This is a genomic window from Pseudomonas sp. SA195, from assembly GCF_054131565.1.
The window spans coordinates 902,130-921,465 of record NZ_CP096392.1; the positions used below are offsets into that span (position 1 = coordinate 902,130).

The 19,336-nt window shown below is 63.7% G+C and carries 16 protein-coding genes; 9 read left to right on the forward strand and 7 right to left on the reverse strand.

Annotated features, from left to right (window positions below):
- The first annotated feature begins 94 nt into the window (after positions 1-94).
- Positions 95-2,488: a membrane-bound PQQ-dependent dehydrogenase, glucose/quinate/shikimate family gene (locus M1D78_RS04095; RefSeq protein WP_437422661.1), complete on the forward strand. Its 2,394-nt coding sequence runs from the start codon at positions 95-97 to the stop codon at positions 2,486-2,488.
- A gap of 230 nt (positions 2,489-2,718) precedes the next feature.
- Positions 2,719-5,043, forward strand: coding sequence for an ExeM/NucH family extracellular endonuclease (locus M1D78_RS04100; RefSeq protein ID WP_437422662.1), 2,325 nt, complete (start codon positions 2,719-2,721; stop codon positions 5,041-5,043).
- A 152-nt stretch (positions 5,044-5,195) separates the two neighbouring features.
- Here the strand turns inward: M1D78_RS04100 and M1D78_RS04105 are convergent, their stop codons facing one another.
- Both M1D78_RS04105 and M1D78_RS04110 read right to left on the reverse strand, forming a co-directional pair.
- Positions 5,196-5,663, reverse strand: a complete 468-nt coding sequence (locus tag M1D78_RS04105; RefSeq protein ID WP_437422722.1) for an REP-associated tyrosine transposase — start codon at positions 5,661-5,663, stop codon at positions 5,196-5,198.
- Between the two features lie 161 nt (positions 5,664-5,824).
- On the reverse strand, positions 5,825-7,408 hold the full coding sequence (locus M1D78_RS04110) for a peptide chain release factor 3 (RefSeq protein WP_437422663.1): 1,584 nt from the start codon (positions 7,406-7,408) through the stop codon (positions 5,825-5,827).
- 201 nt (positions 7,409-7,609) lie between these two features.
- On the opposite strand from M1D78_RS04110, the gene M1D78_RS04115 reads away from it, so the two are divergent.
- The 5 genes from M1D78_RS04115 (at position 7,610) to M1D78_RS04135 (ending at position 12,633) form a co-directional block, all read left to right on the forward strand.
- Positions 7,610-8,323, forward strand: a complete 714-nt coding sequence (locus M1D78_RS04115; RefSeq protein WP_437422664.1) for an ABC transporter permease — start codon at positions 7,610-7,612, stop codon at positions 8,321-8,323.
- A 9-nt stretch (positions 8,324-8,332) separates the two neighbouring features.
- A complete protein-coding gene (locus M1D78_RS04120) occupies positions 8,333-9,226 on the forward strand; it encodes a glycine betaine ABC transporter substrate-binding protein (protein WP_437422665.1) in 894 nt (297 codons plus the stop codon).
- Positions 9,227-9,233: 7 nt separating this feature from the next.
- Positions 9,234-9,887, forward strand: coding sequence for an ABC transporter permease (locus tag M1D78_RS04125; RefSeq protein ID WP_437422666.1), 654 nt, complete (start codon positions 9,234-9,236; stop codon positions 9,885-9,887).
- Positions 9,888-9,903: 16 nt separating this feature from the next.
- Complete coding sequence (locus M1D78_RS04130; protein WP_437422667.1) at positions 9,904-11,061, forward strand: osmoprotectant ABC transporter ATP-binding protein OsmV; 1,158 nt, start codon at positions 9,904-9,906, stop codon at positions 11,059-11,061.
- Between the two features lie 408 nt (positions 11,062-11,469).
- Entirely contained in the window at positions 11,470-12,633 is a 1,164-nt protein-coding gene (locus M1D78_RS04135; RefSeq protein WP_437422668.1) for a type III PLP-dependent enzyme, read from the forward strand.
- 170 nt (positions 12,634-12,803) lie between these two features.
- Here the strand turns inward: M1D78_RS04135 and M1D78_RS04140 are convergent, their stop codons facing one another.
- The 5 genes from M1D78_RS04140 to M1D78_RS04160 all read right to left on the reverse strand — a co-directional run bounded on the left by M1D78_RS04140 (position 12,804) and on the right by M1D78_RS04160 (position 17,332).
- On the reverse strand, positions 12,804-14,363 hold the full coding sequence (locus M1D78_RS04140; protein ID WP_437422669.1) for a sulfite reductase subunit alpha: 1,560 nt from the start codon (positions 14,361-14,363) through the stop codon (positions 12,804-12,806).
- A 107-nt stretch (positions 14,364-14,470) separates the two neighbouring features.
- Positions 14,471-15,343 (reverse strand): DUF4198 domain-containing protein, encoded by an 873-nt coding sequence (locus M1D78_RS04145; RefSeq protein ID WP_437422670.1) that lies wholly within the window; start codon positions 15,341-15,343, stop codon positions 14,471-14,473.
- Between the two features lie 26 nt (positions 15,344-15,369).
- Complete coding sequence (locus M1D78_RS04150) at positions 15,370-15,879, reverse strand: DUF2271 domain-containing protein (RefSeq protein WP_437422671.1); 510 nt, start codon at positions 15,877-15,879, stop codon at positions 15,370-15,372.
- A 9-nt stretch (positions 15,880-15,888) separates the two neighbouring features.
- Positions 15,889-16,482, reverse strand: coding sequence for a PepSY-associated TM helix domain-containing protein (locus M1D78_RS04155; protein WP_437422672.1), 594 nt, complete (start codon positions 16,480-16,482; stop codon positions 15,889-15,891).
- Between the two features lie 157 nt (positions 16,483-16,639).
- The gene (locus tag M1D78_RS04160) at positions 16,640-17,332 is read right to left on the reverse strand and encodes an SIMPL domain-containing protein (RefSeq protein ID WP_437422673.1); all 693 of its coding nucleotides are present in this window, start codon (positions 17,330-17,332) and stop codon (positions 16,640-16,642) included.
- 149 nt (positions 17,333-17,481) lie between these two features.
- Here M1D78_RS04160 and M1D78_RS04165 point away from each other — a divergent pair, with 149 nt between their 5' ends.
- Together M1D78_RS04165 and M1D78_RS04170 are read left to right on the forward strand one after the other, a co-directional pair.
- Positions 17,482-18,738 carry an ATP-binding protein gene (locus M1D78_RS04165; RefSeq protein WP_437422674.1) on the forward strand — a complete coding sequence of 419 codons (1,257 nt, stop codon included), beginning with the start codon at positions 17,482-17,484 and terminating at the stop codon, positions 18,736-18,738.
- Between the two features lie 34 nt (positions 18,739-18,772).
- Positions 18,773-19,333: a response regulator transcription factor gene (locus M1D78_RS04170; RefSeq protein ID WP_437422675.1), complete on the forward strand. Its 561-nt coding sequence runs from the start codon at positions 18,773-18,775 to the stop codon at positions 19,331-19,333.
- The last annotated feature ends 3 nt before the right edge of the window (positions 19,334-19,336 follow it).

Here is a 19,336-nt window from a genome sequence, read left to right on the forward strand (position 1 = left end):
AGCGCTTCGCCGTGCATCCACAGAAGGCGGATCGGACCTGTGACAAAAGGTTTCGATCCGCTTTTTTGCGTTTGTCATGGCTGGAGAGCGTTACATGAGCATCGACTACGGGCCGCGGCCCTTGCGGATCACCCTTACGGCCATCGTTGTCCTGTTATTAGGCGCAGCGATGCTGATCGGTGGCGGCTACCTCGCCTCACTGGGTGGCTCCTGGTATTACCTGGTGGCCGGCATTGGCCTGCTGGTAGTTGGTGGGCTTCTGCTCGCGCGCAAGCGCGCCGCTATCTGGCTGTATGCGTTGCTGCTGCTGGCGACACTAGCCTGGACGATTTACGAGGTTCGTTTCGACTGGTGGCAGCTGGCGCCGCGGATCGATCTGTGGTGCATCCTCGGGCTCTGGCTGATCCTGCCTTTCGTAAACCGCTATGTGAGCGACCGGCTCGTCTGGCGCGACGGCGCCAGTGGTTTGCTCGGGATCGGATTGCTGGCCGGCGCGTTGATGGCCGGGTATGCGCTGACGCAGGATTACCACTCGATCACTGGCGAATTCAGCGACGCACAGATGCAGGGGCTCGATCCGCAAGGGCAGGCTGGGCGCGCTAACAGTGAATGGCCGGCTTATGGCGGCTCCGAGCAGGGTGATCGTTACTCGACGGCGAACCTGATCACGCCGGAGAACGTCGGCACACTTGAAAAGGCCTGGGAGTACCACACCGGCGACCTGCCGGGGCCGAACGATCCGGGTGAGTTTACCTACGAGGTCACGCCGCTGAAGATCGGCAACACCCTCTACCTCTGCACGCCTCACAGTATCGCCATCGCGCTGGATGCCGACTCCGGCAAGGAGCTGTGGCGCTACGACCCGAACATCAATCGCGATGCCGAGTACTACCAGCACATGACCTGCCGGGGCCTGGCCTTCCATGACGCCATGCGCAGCGGCCCGCCATCGGGAGGCAACGAGTCTGCAGCGCGCTGCGAGCGCCGCCTCTTTCTGCCGACCAACGACGGCACCCTGATCGCGCTCGATCCAGAAGATGGCAAGCCGTGCGACGATTTTGGCAATGCGGGTGTGGTCGACCTCAAGGCTGGTCTCGGTGAGGATGCACTTGGCGTTTATCTGCCAACCTCGCCACCGGTGGTCACCGAGAAGCTGGTCATCGTCGGCGGCTCGATTACCGACAACGGCGCGGTGGACTCGCCCGGCGGGGTGGTGCGCGCCTATGACGTGCGCAGCGGCGAGCTGGTGTGGAATTTCGACCCTGGTAACCCGGATGCCACCGAACCCTTGCCGCCAGGCGAAACCTATACGCGCAGTACGCCGAACTGGTGGACCACGTCGGTGGCGGACGAGTCGCTCGGGTTGGTCTTCATCCCCACCGGCAATCAGACCCCCGACCAGTGGGCGCAACCGCGGACGCCGGAATCCGAACGCTTCACCGACACGCTCGTTGCGCTGGACCTGGCGACTGGCGAGGTGCGTTGGGAATTCCAGACCGTGCACCACGACCTCTGGGACCGCGACCTGCCCTCTCAGCCCACGCTGGTCGAGCTGGACGGCGCGCAGGGCAAGGTGCCAGCGATCATCCAGCCCACCAAGCGCGGCGACCTGTACATTCTTGACCGACGCACCGGCGAGCCCATCGTGCCGGTCGACGAAATGCCCGTGCCGCAGGGGACGGACTATGGCGAATTCACCGCGCCCACCCAGCCTTATTCGGCGGTGAGCTACGCACCCGAGGAGCCGCTGCGCGAGCGTGACATGTGGGGCGGTACGCCGCTGGACCAGATGATGTGCCGCATACAGTTCCGCAAGCTGCGTTATGAAGGCGATTTCACTCCGCCCTCGGAACAGGGCTCGCTGATTTACCCAGGCAATGTCGGCACCTTCAATTGGCCTTCGGTGGCGGTCGATCCCAGCCGGCAGTTACTGTTCGGCGCGCCGAATTACCTGGCGTTCGTCTCCACCATGGTCAAACGAAGCGAGGTCGACCCCGACGAACGCACCGGAGGCGGCGAGACCGGCTTGCAGCCGAACCTGGGGGCGCCATACATGGTCACGCTCAAGCCGTTCATGTCCGTTATCGGCCTGCCGTGCCAATCGCCGCCTTGGGGTTACGTCACGGCGCTCGACCTGCGCACCATGAAGAAAGTCTGGCAACACAAGAACGGCACCAGCCGTGACAGCACACCGGTGCCTATCCCACTGCCGGTCGGCACGCCGGCATTGGGCGGCCCGATCGTCACGGCCGGCGGTGTCGCCTTCATGAGCGGTACGCTGGATTACTATCTGCGCGCCTATGACTTGCAGACCGGCGAGGAGCTATGGAAAGGGCGTCTGCCGGCGGGCGGCCAAGCGACGCCGATCACTTATGTGTCCGAGCGAACCGGCAAGCAGTACGTGGTGCAGATGGCCGGTGGGCATGGCTCGTTCGGCACCAAAATCGGCGACTCGGTGATCGCCTTTACCTTGAAAGAAGACCGGTAGCGCAATACCGGGCGGACGGTCTTTCCGGTGACCGTTCGTCCGGGCGTCACGGTACTGTCAAGCGCCTCGCTTAAACCCTTCCTCATCACCTCGACAAGAGGTGCTCGCCTCTTGCTCGTCCTGTGCCGGCCGCTCGTGCTCCGGCGAAGTCAGGTGCAGCGAGACATCGATGGGTGCCTTGCGCTTCACCCTGACCGACAATACGCCTGACTTCCGGAGCCTTCTTGCCCATGCCTCGCACCTTCTTCCGACCGCACCCGCTCGCCGCTGCGCTGCTGGTGTCCGCCCTGCCAGCGGTTGCCTCTGCTGATTTGCTGATCTCCGAGTACGTGGAGGGGAGCGGGAACAACAAGGCGCTCGAGTTCTACAACACCGGGGAGGCGTCGGTCTCTCTGGATGGCTATCGGGTCGACTTCTACTTCAACGGCTCGACCAGCAGCGGCCGCAGCATCCCGTTGAGCGGCGTAGTCGCGCCGGGAGCGGTACATGTCGTCGCGCATGAAAGCGGTGACCCTGCGTTGCTCGCGCTGGCGACTCAGCGCGGCAGCGGCAGCTGGTACAACGGCGACGACGCGATCGTATTGCGCGGGCCTGGCGGTGACGTGCTCGACAGCATCGGTCAGGTGGGTGTGGATCCGGGTAGCGCCTGGGGCTCTGGGCAGACGCAGACGGCCGACCGCACCCTGACGCGCCGGGCCTCCGTCACCACCGGCGATCGCGACCCGAGCGATGCCTTCGACCCGGCGGCCGAGTGGCAGGGCTATGCCATCAATACCTTCGCTCATCTCGGCCAAAGCGGCGAAGGCGAGCCCGGCGGCGGCGATGCCGGCCGGCGTGCGATCGCCGAGGTGCAGGGCAGTGGCGACAGCAGCCCGCTGGTCAACCAGTCGGTTACCGTCGAGGGCATCGTGGTGGCCAGCTTCCAGGCCGAGGGCGAGCTGGGCGGCTTCTTCATCCAGACGCCGGACGGCGAGACCGACAGCGACCCGCTGACCTCCGAGGGCTTGTACATCTACGGTGCCGGCAACGGTGTCGAGGTGCAGGTTGGCGATCGGGTGCAGGTGCGCGGCCTGGTGGCTGAATTCAATGGCCTCACCGAGATTACGTCGCCGCAGACCACGGTATTGGCCAAGTCCCAGCCTTTACCCGGCGTGGCGCAGATCAGCCTGCCCCTGGCCTCGGCGGATGCGCTGGAGCGTTACGAAGGCATGCAGGTGCGCTTCGCTCAACGCCTCACCGTCAGCGAGGTGTATGACCTCGGACGGTACGGCGAGATGGTGCTGTCCTCGGGCGGGCGGCTTTGGATCCCGACCAACAAGGTCTCGCCTGGCGAACCGGCGCGTCAGCTGCAAGCGCAGAACGACCTCAACCGAATCGTGCTGGACGACGGTCGCAGTGGTCAAAACCCGGATCCGATCCGTTACCCGTCGCCGGAGCTCGACGCCTATCGCACGCTACGCGTGGGTGACGAAGTGGGCGATGTGCGTGGCGTGCTGCACTATTTGGCCGGCAGCTACCGCGTGCAGCCCACGCAGGCGCCGCGATTCGTCGCGAAGAACCCCAGGCCCGCAGCGCCTGAACCGATCGAAGGGCGCCTGCGGGTCGCCAGTTTCAACGTGCTCAACTACTTCAACGGCGACGGCCGCGGCGCGGGCTTCCCGACCTCGCGCGGCGCCGATTCGCTGACCGAATTCAACCGCCAGCGCGACAAGATCATCGCCGCGATCCTGGGGGCGGACGCTCACATCATCGGGCTCATGGAAATCGAGAATGACGGTTACGGGGAGCACAGCGCCATCGCCGATCTGGTTGCGGCCCTCAACGCTGCCTCGTCTGATGGTGATCGCTACGCCTTCATCGACCCCCGGCGCAATCGCCTAGGCACCGATGAGATCGCCGTCGGTTTGATCTACCGTAAGGATATGGTCACCCCGCATAAAAATGCCGCTGTGCTGGACGGCTCGGTCGACCCACGCTTCAACGACACCCGAAATCGGCCTGCACTGGCCCAGACCTTCCGTGAGCGCCGCACCGGCGAGCGCCTGACCGTGGCGGTCAACCATCTCAAATCCAAGGGATCGAGCTGCGACGACCTCGGCGACAATGACATGGGCGACGGGCAGGGCAACTGCAACCTGACCCGCGTGCGCGCCGCTCAGGCGCTGGTCGATTGGCTGGGGCGTGACCCGACGCAATCCTACGATCCGGACCGCCTGATCATTGGCGACCTCAACGCCTACGCGAAGGAAGACCCGATCAACGTGATTCGCGCGGCGGGCTACACCGACCTGCTGGCGCGCTTTGTCGGCCCGGATGCCTACTCCTATGTATTCTCCGGACAGTCCGGCTACCTCGACCACGGCCTGGCCAGCGCCAGCCTCGCAGCGCAGGTGAAGGGTGCCAGCGAGTGGCATATCAACGCCGATGAGCCGCGCGTGCTGGATTACAACCTTGAGTTCAAGACGCCGCGGCAGCAGAGCATGCTGTACAGCGCCGAGCCGTATCGGGCGTCGGACCATGATCCGCTGGTGATTGGGGTGGATTTGGGCCGGTAGTGGCGCTTTAGACGCTGAGCATCCTCGACGTCTCGGCTGTACGGGACGTTGAGGGATCGCCAGCAAGCTGGCTCCTACAAAGTCGGTGCTGCCGTCTTTGCTTTTCGTAGGAGCCAGCTTGCTGGCGATCAAGGGCTGTACCACGCAGCGGCTCACAGCCAAACCGCATCCCACCACGGATAGTCGCCGATGCGGTTTACCAACCCAGCCCGCAGCGGATTGGCGACGATATACCGAGCCGTAGCGAGCAGGTCGTCTTCCTGGCGCAAGGCATGATCGTGGAAACCTCGTTGCCAGACCCGTGCACCCGATTCGCCTGTAATGCGATTGATCGCTATTGCGCTGCGAGACTTGAGGCGTTGGATTACCGCCGGCAGGGGCATTGAGCCCAGTTCGATGAGCCAGTGCACATGGTCTGGCATGACGGCCCAGGCCAGCGAGTTAACGTGTCTCTCGTCGTGTATGGCGCGCATTTCCGTCACCAGCGCTCGGGCCAGCGGCGGGTCGTTGAAGACGGCTTTCCGTCGCTCTGTGACAGCAGTTACCAGATAAACCTGACCCGTCTCGGAATGCCTGCCGCGACGCAATGCGTGGCCGCGGTGGTTGAATTGGCTCGGGATATCCACCTCCGTGTGGATCAACGACTTTTAGCTCGGCGGTGTAGCACGGATCGCCAGCAAGCTGGCTCCTACGGGGCGCGGTGCTGGCTTTTCGTAGGAGCCAGCTTGCTGGCGATCAGCGCACTTGCATGATGCCGGCCCCTACAAAGCAGCTCCGCAGATCAATGATGCTCCCGCGTCGCCCTGAATTTCACATCCGGCCAGCGCTCTTCCATCAGGCTCAGGTTTACCCGCGTCGGCGCCAGATAGGTCAGGTGGCCGCCACCATCGACCGCCAGGTTCTCGTAGGCCTTGTCGCTGAATTCCTTGAGCTTCTTCTCGTTATCACACTCGATCCAGCGGGCCGACCAGACATTGATCGCCTCGTAGGCGCACTCGACCTTGTATTCCTCCTTCAGCCGACTGGCGACGACGTCGAACTGCAGCACGCCGACCGCGCCGAGGATGATGTCGTTGTTGCGCTCGGGGAAGAACACCTGGGTCGCGCCTTCCTCTGCCAGTTCCTGTAGGCCTTGGCGGAGCTGCTTGGACTTCAGCGGGTCCTTCAGGCGCACGCGGCGGAACAGTTCCGGCGCGAAGTGCGGGATGCCGGTGAAGCCGAGGTTTTCGCCTTCGGTGAAGGTGTCGCCGATCTGGATGGTGCCGTGGTTGTGCAGGCCGATGATGTCGCCGGCCCAGGCTTCCTCCAGCTGTTCACGCTCGCTGGAGAAGAAGGTCAGGGCGTCGGCGATGCGGATGTCCTTGCCGATGCGCGCGTGGCGCAGCTTCATGCCTTTTTCGTACTTGCCCGAGCAGATGCGCATGAAGGCGATGCGGTCGCGGTGCTTGGGGTCCATGTTCGCCTGGATCTTGAAGACGAAGCCGGTGAACTTGTCTTCGGTCGGCTCGACGACCCGCTCGTTGGCTTCACGCGGCAGCGGGCGCGGCGCCCAGTCGACCACGGCATCGAGCACATGGTCGACACCGAAGTTGCCCAGCGCGGTGCCGAAGAACACCGGGGTCAGCTGGCCCTTGATGAATTCGTCCTGGTCGAACTCATGGCAGGCGCCCTGAACCAGCTCCAGCTGTTCGACGAAGCGGTCGTACTCGTCGCCGATGTGCTTGCGCGCTTCGTCGGAGTCGAGCTTCTGGATGATCTTGACGTCGGTGCGCTCATGGCCGTGGCCCGGCGTGTAGACGATGATGTAATCGTCCTTGAGGTGATACACACCCTTGAAATCGCGGTAGCAGCCGATCGGCCAGGTGATGGGCGCGGCCTTGATCTTGAGGACCGCCTCGATCTCGTCGAGCAGCTCGATGGGGTCGCGAATGTCGCGGTCGAGCTTGTTGATGAAGCTGACGATGGGCGTGTCGCGCAGGCGGCAAACGTCCATCAGGGCGATGGTGCGTGGCTCGACGCCCTTACCGCCGTCGAGGACCATCAAGGCCGAATCCACCGCGGTCAGGGTGCGGTAGGTGTCTTCCGAGAAGTCTTCGTGGCCGGGGGTGTCGAGCAGGTTGATCATGTGCTCGCGGTAGGGGAACTGCATCACCGAGGTGGTGATGGAGATGCCGCGCTGCTTTTCCATTTCCATCCAGTCGGAGGTCGCGTGGCGGTCGGATTTACGCGACTTCACGGTGCCGGCCACGGCAATCGCCTTGCCCATCAGCAGGAGCTTTTCGGTGATGGTGGTCTTGCCCGCGTCGGGGTGGGAAATGATGGCGAAGGTGCGGCGCTTCGCGACTTCGGCGGCCTGGGTGGTCATGGCGGTCCCGGTAGGAAAACGTGTCAGAAAAAGCCGGCGATTATAAAGCAAAGGTATTGGCCTGGCTTGGCGTATCGGCCGGGAGGCCGAGCGGATCGGGACGCGGCATTGAACCTCTGGCGAACTGATGGCGTCGGAGAACCGAAGGGGCCGCGTTGGCGTTGCCCACGTTCATCACGTCTAGCTCGACGGGAACCCGACATGACGAAATCCTGGGCGAAAGCCCTGGCCATTGCGATCGCAGCGGCGCTGGTGCTGGTGCTGCTGGTTCGCGGTATTGGCATGGACACGCTACGCGCATCGCGTGGCGACCTGATCTTCTATCTACAGGCGCACCTGTACCTTGTCGGTGCCTCGATGCTGCTGGCGTTGTTGATCGGCGTCCCGGCCGGCGTGCTGCTTAGCCGGCCGTTCATGGCGAGCAGCGCCGAGCGCTTCATGCAGGTCTTCAACATTGGCAACACCATTCCACCCCTGGCGGTGCTGGCGATCGCGCTCGGCGTGGCAGGCATCGGCAACGGGCCGGCGATTTTCGCCCTGTTCGTCGCCTCGTTGCTGCCCATCGTGCGTAACACCTACGAGGGGCTGAAAAACGTGCCGGGTGCGCTGAAGGAGGCGGCAACCGGTATCGGCATGCGGCCGCGTCAGGTCCTGCTGCGTGTCGAGCTGCCCAATGCGGTGCCGATCATCGTCGGCGGGGTGAGGGTCGCGCTGGCACTGAACGTGGGCACCGCGCCGCTGGCGTTCCTGATCGGCGCCAACAGCCTTGGCAGCCTGATCTTCCCGGCCATCGCCCTGAACAATCAGGAACTCTTGCTGCTGGGTGCCGGCACCACGGCGATTCTCGCGCTGCTGCTGGACGGTGCGGTGACGCTGGCGAGCCGAACCTGGCTGGAGCGCGGGCTGGCCCGCTGAGGAGAAAGCATGAACCGATGGGTCTCGATCCTGATGGCGCTGCTGCTCGGCAGCCTGAGCGCGCTGGCGGTCGCCCAGGAAAAGCCGCTGATTCGCATCGGCGCCAAGGTATTTTCCGAGCAGCGCATTCTCGCGCATATGACGGCCAAGTACCTGCAGAGTAAAGGCTACCGCACGCGGGTGGTGGCTGGGCTCGGCAGCACGGTGGCGCGCAGCGCGCAGGAAAACGGCGAGCTGGACCTGAACTGGGAATACACCGGCACCTCGCTGTTCGCCTACAACAAGCAGACCGAGGTGTTGCCACCGGACGAGTCGCTCGCACGTGTCCGTGAGCTGGACGGCGCCAAGGGGCTGGTCTGGCTCGAACCCTCGCGCTTCAGCAATACCTATGCGCTGGCCGTGCCGCGAGAGATTGCCGAGCGCGACGGGGTTGCGACGATCAGCGACCTGGCCCGTGTGGTCAATGCGACCGATGAGCCGCACTTGATCGCCTTCGATATCGAGTTCGCCAACCGCCCCGATGGGCTGGCACCGATGGTCGAGCTTTACGACCTCCAGCTCACGCGCAACGAGGTTCGGCAAATGGACCCAGGGCTGGTCTATACCGCGTTGCGCAATGCGCAGGTCTACGCTGGCCTTGTCTATACCACCGACGGGCGACTCGACGAGTTCGACCTCGTCCTGCTGGAGGACGACCGCCAGTATTTTCCTGACTACACCGCCGCACCCGTGGTGCGCCGCGATGTGCTGGACGCCAACCCCGAGCTGGCCGAGCTGCTGGCGCCCCTGGCCCGGTTGCTGGACGACGACACCATGCGCACGCTCAACGCCCGCGTAGACATCGGCCATGAGACGCCTGCCAACGTGGCGGCTGACTTCTTGCGCCAGCACGATCTGATCTGAGGCCCGCATGGACTGGTTATCGACATTTTCGTATATGGACTGGGGGCAGGTCGGCGCGCTGACGCTTCAGCACATCGCCCTGGTGAGCGTCGCAGTGGGTCTGGCCATCGTTGCCGGCGTGCCGCTCGGGGTGGCAATGACGCGTTTTCCGTGGCTGTCCGGACCGTTGCAGGGCGCCGCCACGGTGGTACTGACGATTCCCTCGATTGCCCTGTTCGGCCTGATGATGCCGCTCTACGCGAAGATCGGGCAGGGCCTGGGGCCGCTGCCGGCGGTCACGGCAGCGTTTCTCTATTCATTGCTGCCAATCCTGCGCAACACCTACCTGGCGCTGACCAATGTCGAGCCGGGCATCCGCGAGGCAGGCAAGGGCATCGGGATGACGTTCTGGCAGCGCCTACGCATGGTCGACATTCCGCTGGCCGTGCCGGTGATTCTTGCCGGCGTGCGCACCGCCGTCGTGATGAACATCGGCGTGATGACCATTGCCGCCGTGATCGGTGCCGGCGGGCTTGGCGAGCTGATTCTTACCGCCATCAGCCGCAGCGACATGGCCCAGCTGATCGTCGGCGCCATTATCGTCAGCATCCTGGCGATCATCGCGGACCTGCTGCTGCAGTGGCTGCAACGAACACTGACGCCCAAGGGGCTGCGCTCCTGAGCGCTGAGGAACGGACATGATCGAACTCGACAAGCTGACCAAGACCTTCAAGCAGAAAGACGGCAAGGACGTCACCGCCGTGGATGCCATCAGCCTGACCGTCAACGAAGGCGAAATCTGCGTGTTTCTGGGCCCCTCCGGCTGCGGCAAGAGCACCACGCTGAAGATGATCAATCGGCTGATCCAACCCACCTCGGGACGCGTGCTGATCAACGGTGAAGACACCACCGGGCTGGATGAAGTGGCCCTGCGACGCAACATCGGTTACGTGATCCAGCAGATCGGCTTGTTTCCGAACATGACCGTCGAGGAGAACATCACGGTGGTGCCCAAGCTGCTCGGTTGGGACAAGAAGAAGTGCCACGAGCGCGCGATGGAGCTGATGAGCATGGTGCAGCTCGACCCGAAGCAATACCTCAAACGCTACCCGCGCGAACTTTCCGGCGGCCAGCAGCAGCGCATCGGCGTTATCCGAGCGCTCGCTGCCGACGCGCCCTTGCTGTTGATGGACGAACCCTTCGGTGCGGTCGATCCGATTAACCGCGATGCCATCCAGAACGAGTTTTTTCAGATGCAACGCGCCCTAAACAAGACGGTGATCATGGTCAGCCATGACATCGATGAGGCCATCAAGCTGGGCGATCGCATCGCCGTATTCCGTGCGGGCAAGCTGGTGCAGTTCGATCATCCCGACACGCTGCTGGCACACCCCAAGGATGAGTTCATCGCCAGCTTCGTCGGCCAGGACGCAACCCTCAAGCGCCTGCTGTTGATTCGCGCCGAAGACGCGGCCGACAACGCTCCCTCGATCCGCCCGCAGACGCCTGTCAGTGAAGCGCTGGAGCTGATGGAGGAGCACGACCGTCGGCATCTGGTGGTCACCGACGCGGGCAACAAGGCGCTCGGCTACGTACGCCGCCGCGAGCTGCGCGGGCAGGGCGGCACGGTAGAGGGCTTCGTTCATCCGTTCGCAGCGACCGCCGCGTTCGATGAACACCTACGCATCCTGCTGTCACGCATGTACCAGTTCAACCGCGCCTGGCTGCCCGTGCTCAGCGCGGAGAATGACTTTCTCGGCGAGGTGACGCAGGAGTCGATCGCCGATTACCTGAGCTCCGGGCGCTCGCGCGGCAAGACCAGCATCGTGTCGCCCGCCGAGCAGCTTGCCGGCTAAAGACGCTGCACGGCGAGCGGCGGATCGCTGTGCTAGCCTCCCGAAAGAACAGGTCAGGCGGACGCGTTCGGTCGCCGGCGGGGAACGTCAGGCCGTCATGCCGGTCGGTTTGAATAGGTCAGGTTCGCCTGAGGGAAAACAGGGAGCGATACGGATTTTTCGTTGATCTCGAACAGCGGTGGTTCTAAAGTTCGCGCCCGAACGTCCATGCTGGAAACGATCCATCCGGCTCAAGTACTGACGACGAGAGGTTGCCGGTTCTGCACCCGCCCAGCGGGTTCACCGGGACCGGTGATGCTCGGCGACATGCCTTGGGAAGTAGGCGAACCAAAATGGGGAAACTGTCAGACGTTCGAGGCCTCGCGCCGCCCCCTGCTCACTCTTCCGTTCCGCCAACTGGAGCCTTGCATGTCGATCAAGATCGAAGACTACTATCCGCGCGAAACCTTCCAGAAGATGAAGAACTTCGCCGATGAACGCGAAACCCCCTTTGTCGTCATCGACACGAAGATCATCAGCGATTCCTACGACCAGCTGGTCAGCAACTTCCCGTTCGCCAAGATCTACTACGCGGTAAAGGCCAACCCGGCCACCGAAATCACCGAGCTGCTGCGCGACAAGGGCTCGAACTTCGATATCGCCTCGATCTACGAGCTGGATAAGGTCATGGCTACCGGCGTCGGGCCGGAGCGCATCAGCTACGGCAACACCATCAAGAAATCCCGCGACATCCGCTATTTCTACGACAAGGGCGTGCGTATGTTCGCCACCGACTCGGAAGCGGACCTGCGCAACATCGCCAAGGCCGCGCCTGGCTCGAAAGTTTACGTACGGATTCTCACCGAAGGTTCCAATACCGCCGATTGGCCGCTGTCGCGCAAGTTCGGCTGCCAGACCGACATGGCGCTGGATCTGTTGATTCTCGCCAAGCAGCTCGGCCTGGAGCCCTACGGCGTGTCCTTCCATGTTGGCTCGCAGCAGCGCGACATCGACGTGTGGGACGCCGCCATCGCCAAGGTGAAGGTGATCTTCGAGCGCCTGAAAGAAGAAGACGGCATCGTCCTGAAGATGATCAACATGGGCGGTGGCTTCCCGGCGAACTACATCGCCAAGACCAACGATCTGACCACCTATGCCGACGAAATCATCCGATTCCTGAAGGATGACTTCGGCGACGAGTTGCCGGAAATCATCCTCGAGCCGGGCCGCTCGCTGATCGCCAACGCCGGTGTGCTGGTGTCCGAAGTGGTGCTGGTGTCGCGCAAGTCGCGCACGGCGGTCGAGCGCTGGGTATTTACCGACGTGGGCAAGTTCAGCGGCCTGATCGAAACCATGGACGAATCCATCAAGTTCCCGATCTGGACCGAGAAGAAGGGCGAGATGGAAGAAGTGGTCATCGCCGGCCCAACCTGCGACAGCGCCGACATCATGTACGAGCATTACAAGTACGGCCTGCCGCTGAACCTGTCGAGCGGTGATCGCCTGTACTGGTTCTCAACCGGCGCCTACACCACCAGCTACAGTGCGGTGGAATTCAACGGCTTCCCGCCGCTGAAAGCCTACTACCTATAAGCCTTCGGGCTGTAGCCTGCAGAACGCCGCGATCCTCGCGGCGTTTCTGTTTGGGTAGCTGAGAGAGTGGTGCGCCGAGGACAGAGGTGGCGCTTGGCAGGCGAGGACGTTCGCTCCTCCATGCCTGTAAGGCGCTGCGCCTGATGCGGGTAGGTTGCGTTGTGCTTCGATCAATACAGGTCGCGTCGATAGCGGCCTTGTTCTGTCAGTGCGTGCAGCTGCGCTTCGCCAAGTATGCCGACCAGGATTTGCTGCACGTCTCGGCCCATCCCTTCCAGACTTCCGCACACGTAGATGGCGGCTCCGCCTTTCATCCATTGACGCACCTCGTCTGCCGCATCGCGTAGCAGGTGCTGGACGTAAATCTTCTCCGTCTGGTCGCGGGAAAACGCCAGGTCCAGCCGCTCCAGGTGACCGGTAGCGCGCCAGCTTTTGAGTTCGGCCTCGAGCAGAAAGTCATGTGCGGCGTTGCGCTCGCCATACAGCAGCCAGTTGCGTGAACCCGACGCGGCGCGCTCGCGCAGGTGCGCGCGCAGGCCGGCCAGGCCGGTGCCATTGCCGATCAGAATCATCGGAGTGCTCGTGGTCGGGCCATGGAAGCTTGGGTTCGATCGGATGCGTAGGTCTACGGTTTCACCGACCGACACGTGATGGCAGAGCCAGCCGGACCCGAGGCCTAAAGCGCCGTCCGGGTGCCGGGTTTCGCGCACCAGCAGCTGAACGCAGCCCTCGGCTGGGACCGATGCGATCGAGTATTCGCGATGGGGCAACTGTGGCAGGGCAAGCAGTGCCGCCGCATCCAGGGTTGCCATGGGCCCTTCAGGCAGGCGTCGAGAGGCGAGGGCGGTTGCAGCGGTCATGGTGCCTTTGACGGATAGCGTCGGGGCTATGCCGTACCGCTCGAGCCACTCGGCTACGCCAGTTTTGGAATGGCGCGGGCCGATCTCGGCGATGTCGCCTGCCTGCCAGTGGGCGGATGACGGGTGTGGACGCAACCGCAACTCATACACCGGGGCGCCCTGGCTCCCTGGGTTGAGCAGCGTGCGGCTATGCAGAATCCAGGTGTCATAAGCCGCTGGCTCCCAGTCGATGTAGTCGCCTTGGCCACTGAGGTGTGAAAGCTGGTGCTGCCAGTGGCGGAGCACGCCTGGGTCTGAGCGGTCAGCGTCCAGGCGATCGAACAGCGGTTGGGCGCCAAGGCGTTGCAGGTGCGCCTCGACACGCCGGGCGAAACCGCAGAAATGGGTGTACTGGCGGTCACCCAGCGCCAGTATGGCGAACTCCAGCTGTGACAGATCGGCTGCGTCGTGCAGCAGGCGCCGTTCGAAACGTGCCGCGTTATCTGGCGCCTCGCCCTCACCATAGGTGCTGAGGACAAACAGGGCCCGTCGCTGCGGTGTTAGCGCGGGCAAGTCGATAGCGTTAAGGGGGCGGACGTCGACGGTTAGCCCAGCCGCATGCAGCTGGCTTGCGCTGCGCTCGGCGATTGCCTGGGCCTGGCCGGCCTGGCTGGCGTAGCCGATGAGTAGTTTGTCCTGGCTGATCGGTACGGCCGGTGAGGCCTGCAGACGGTGGCGGCACCAAAGGTATGAGCACACAGCCAGGTAGGCCGTGACGACCAGCGCCGCTGAGACCATCCGCGGCGGTTGCCACCACAGCAGCGCCGCCGCGAGCAGCAGGCAAGCCAGCAAGGGTGCCAGGTGCAAAAGTCGGTTGCAGGCCAAAGGCATTGTCTCCGGATGAGGCGCTTCTGCGGTTGGCCTGTGGGCGTGAGGCGACGGCTAGGCCGCCTCGTCAGGAGCCGGTGGCGGCCAGGCGGAAACCCGGCCGCGAAGGCTTACTGCGGCAGGACTTCAAGCGTCGCGCTGTAGCTGGCGCGGCGCTCGGTGGCGGGCTTTGTGACGCCTTTGTCGGTCTTCAATTCGGCTTCCAGCCAATACATGCCGGCCTCTGGCCAGGTGATGCTGGCCTTGCCTCGCGCGTCCGTCTTCGCCTTGATCTCCCCAAGTTCGTCGCGATAGCGGTTGCCGCCGGGGATGACGCTGATCTCCACGCCGTCGGCGGGCTTGCCATCGAGCAGGAAGACGAACTCGGCGGCCTCGCCGGCGAACAGGTCGTTGGGGTGCGTGACTGGCGAGAGCTCAAGCCCGTTGCCCGTGGGGTCGAGGACCGTCTTGGTCGGGTTGCCGGACGTGACGAACACTTCCATGCGATTACTGTTCTGACTGACTTTCAGCGCCTCGGCATCGGCGGGTACGTCTTTGGCGAACTGTTCGGCGGTGCCCATCCAGCGACGGGTTTCGCCGCCGGCTTTCCAGCTGGCGAAGAGTCCATCGTTGACTACCGCAAGCTTGTAGGTCCCCTTCTGCGTCAGGTGCACGTCGAAGGTGCTGCGGTAGCGCCCGCGGCTGCCATTTTCAGCCTGCGCCTGGCTGCCGTCCGGGGCCAGTACCAGCAGCTCGGGTGTCGGGCGCGGTGGCATGCCCGGACGGCCGCCAGCCGGCGCGCTGTCGTCGCCGATGCCCTTCAGGCGCATCGGGAAGTGTTCGAAGTAGAACAGGTCGTTGGACACTGCCGCATCGACGGTAACCCAGGGGTCTTCGCCGGACAGCACTGTGGCCGACGGTAACATCCAGGCGCGGTGGGCCTGGGCTGAGAGCGGCAGGCAGATGGCCAGTGCCAGTACGGTCCATTTGATTTTGGGTTTCATCGTGAGCTACCTCGCTTGGGCGTGAGTCAGGGGGTGAGGGTCAGTGAGAGGGCGCCCAGTTCGCTTTCGCCCTGAGCCTCGTGCGTTTGTGCAGTCGTTACCGGCCAGGTGAATGGAACGCGCAGCAATTCGCGGCCGCCGACTTCCCGTGCGGCTTCGACGACCAGGCGGTAGTCGCCCGGCGTCAGGTCCTTGAGCGGCGCTTGTTTGTCATCGAAGCGGATGCTGTGCTTACCGACGGCGCGCGTGGCCGCGCTGACCCCATCGACCGGCAGCTCAAGGCTGCGGCCGCTGCGGCGCCACCACTGGCGCAAGTCCTTCAGCCACTTCTCGCCTTCCTTGTCCTTCATCTTCACGTCGTACCAGACGGCAAGGTCGGCGACATGGCTTTGATCGGGCGTCTCCAACCAGATCGCGACGTAAGGGCGATGGTATTCGGCGACCTGCAGCCGCGGGATCTCGACGGTGACCTGAAGATCCGCCGCCATCAGTGGCGAGCTGAGCAAGGTGAGCGATAGCAGCAGGGGTTTACGCATGGCGGATCCTTAATGAATGAAGAGCAGGGCGAGCAGTACCGGGATAACCAGGCCAGCGCCCACGACGGGCCATGTTATGGGTCGGCCCGTTGCATGGCGTTGGAGCAGCAGAAGGCCTGTGAGGCTGAACACTAAGCAGGTGGCTGCGAACAGGTCGATGAACCAGCTCCAGGCGGTGCCGGTGTTGCGGCCCTTGTGCAGGTCGTTGAGGTAGGAGATCCAGCCACGGTCGGTGGATTCGTAGAGCAGTTCCCCCGTTTCCAGGGTCAGACTGAGCCAGGCGTCACCACCGGGGCGGGGCAGGGCGACGTAGAGTTCGCCGTCGCTCCACTCCGCTTCACGTTCACGAAGGTCTATCTCCAGCGTGGCTTCGATCCAACCTTGGAGCTCCTCGGGTAGCCCGGCCTGGGGCGGGCGGGTCTGCAACTCCCGTTGCAGTGGCTCGGGTAGTTGGGCTTGCCGCTCGATCACGCTCGGACGGGCCTCGATCTGGGCGGCATGGTTGAGGGTGAACCCGGTCACCGCGAACAGCAGCATGCCCACGAGGCATAGGGCAGAGCTGATCCAGTGCCATTGGCGGAGCGTGCCGAGCCAGAGTCGCATGAGGTTCACTTAGCGGAGGAGAGGCGGCGATTCTAAAAGGCGAGCCGGCCAAGATGCTAAGAATTTACAGAAGACATACATTCGCATTAACGCGACGTCTATCAAGCGGGAGAGATGGCCGCCGCGGCGTCATTGCCGAGCCGGCGGCCAAGGTGGATCAAGGCATCTGGACTTCGATGACCCCGTCGGCGCTCATGGTGATCTGCCGGGTGCCCGCTTCGACGTCCGGGGTCGGCATGGCGTCCATTTGTTTCATCGCGACGCTGCGCATTTCTGGCTGGTAGCCGCCGCCACTGTTCAGGTTGAGGCTGACGATCTTGTAGTCGCGGCCGCCCAAGGCTTCAGCGGCCAGTTGGGCGCGCGCACGAAAGGCGGTAACGGCATCCTTCAGCAATGCATCTTCGTTCTGCTGGCGGATCGGGTCGGAGATGCTGAAGTACATGCCGCCCATGTTCAGATCCTGCATCAGCGTGGCGGTCAGCTTCGACAGGCTGGCGAAGTCGGTGCTTTCCAGACGCAGCTCGGCGCGTTCGCGCCAGGCGGTGATCTGCTGGCCTTTTTCTTCATACACCGGATAGCTGCTGCGGCTGCCCTGGCTGACCTTCACGTTCTTGGCCTGGCGTGCCTGTTGCAGCGCCTTGTTCATCGCTTCGGTGGTCCTTGCGGCCAGCTGCGCCGGATCCTCGTGCTGGGACTCGGTGTAGAGCGTGACGTGCATGCGGTCCTGGGCGACCTCGCTACTGGCTTCTGCACGCAGCGAAATCTGGTTGTAGCGCGGCTCGTCGGCAACCGCCGGCAGGCAGGCGACGCACGCCAGCAGCGCAAGGCTGCGGGGAATCGAGACAGACATGAAAGCTCCTGTATTCATGGGCACCGGAATGCGGCGCGGAAGACTTTATCCTTTCCACGGCGGGTGCGCATTTTTCCGTGCGTCGCGTTGCCGCACAGAGGCAGCCGTCACGGACGCTTGGTTATACTCGCCGCACCTTTGGAGCGCCCATGTACCCTACCGTCCAGCTACTGTCGGCCAGTCGCCAGAACCTTCGTCTGCTTACGCTGATTCGTATCGTCGTGCTCGCCGCCCAGGCCGGGGCGGTCGGTATCGCTTATGCGACCCAGATGGTTGCGCTGCCGTGGCTGAACCTTGGCATCACGCTGGTCGTATCGGCGAGCATCTGCCTGGCCACCGCGTTGCGTCTGCGTGGCCCTTGGCCGGTGACTCATCTGGAATATGCCGTGCAGCTCGGCGCGGACCTGCTGATCCACAGTGCATTGCTGTATTACTCCGGCGGCTCGACCAACCCCTTCGTGTCCTATTACCTGGTACCGCTGACGATCGCCGCGGCGACGTTGCCGTGGCTGTATTCGGTGGTTCTGTCGGGCCTCGCCCTGGCGGGCTATACCCTGATGCTGGTCTGGTACGACCCGATCATCGCCCCGCCGGTCGAGCGCACCACCATGCTTGTCTACGGCATGTGGCTGAGCTTTGCGCTCGCGGCCGCGCTGATCACGTTCTTCGTCGCGCGGATGGCCGAGCAGTTGCGGCGGCAGGAGGAGTTTCAGTCCCAGCGTCGCGAAGAGAGCATGCGTGACCAGCAGCTGCTCGCCGTGGCCACCCAGGCGGCCGGCGCCGCGCATGAACTGGGCACGCCGCTGGCGACCATGAGCGTGCTGCTCAAGGAGCTGCGGCAGGACTACAAGGAGCCGTCGCAGTTGAGCGAGGACCTGGCGCTGCTGCAGTCGCAGGTCCAGCTGTGCAAGGACAGTCTCCGTCAATTGGTACGTGCGGCCGAGGCCGACCGACGCCAGGCCATCGTCGAGCAGACGGCTCGCGAATGGGTCGAATCGGTGCTGCAGCGCTGGCACCTGATGCACCCGGAGGCTACCTTCCGCTTTCAGTGCCTGGGCAAGGGGTCGCCGCCCCGGCTGATGCCACCGGCCGATCTCGGCCAGTCGCTGCTGAACTTGTTGAACAATGCCACCGATGCCAGCCCGGACAACCTGGATATTCGCCTGGATTGGGACGCGCAATGGATCAAGCTGACCATTCGCGACCATGGTGCTGGCGTTCCCCTGGCCATCGCCGAACAGATCGGCCGGCCGTTCATCACCACCAAGGGCAAGGGGTTCGGGCTCGGGCTGTTCCTCAGCCAGGCCAGCGTGACGCGTGCCGGCGGTACGGTGAAGCTCTACAATCACGAGGATGGCGGGACCCTGACCGAGCTGCGCTTGCCGCATGGCTCGGTCAGGGCCTGATCCCAGAGGTGACCACAATGCGAGGAGTGCGGACATGACCGAAGAATTGCAGCACGAAGGCGAAGATCAGCCCCATCTGCTGCTGGTCGATGACGACCCGACGTTTACCCGCGTCATGGCGCGGGCCATGAGTCGTCGGGGCCTGCATGTCAGTATCGCCGGCTCGGCCGAAGAAGGTCTGGAAATGGCGAAGCAGGACCTGCCGGACTACGCCGTGCTGGACCTGAAGATGGAAGGGGATTCCGGTCTCGTGCTGCTGCCCAAGCTGCTCGAACTGGATCCGGAAATGAAGGTGTTGATCCTCACCGGTTATTCCAGCATCGCGACTGCTGTCGAGGCCATCAAGCGCGGTGCCTGTAATTACCTGTGCAAGCCGGCCGATGCCGACGACGTGCTTGCAGCGCTGCTTTCCAAGCACGCCGACCTGGATAGCCTGGTGCCTGAAAACCCAATGTCCGTTGACCGCCTGCAATGGGAGCACATCCAGCGCGTGCTGGCCGAGCATGACGGCAACATCTCCGCGACCGCCCGGGCGCTCGGCATGCACCGACGCACCCTGCAACGCAAACTGCAGAAGCGTCCGGTCAGACGCTAGCGG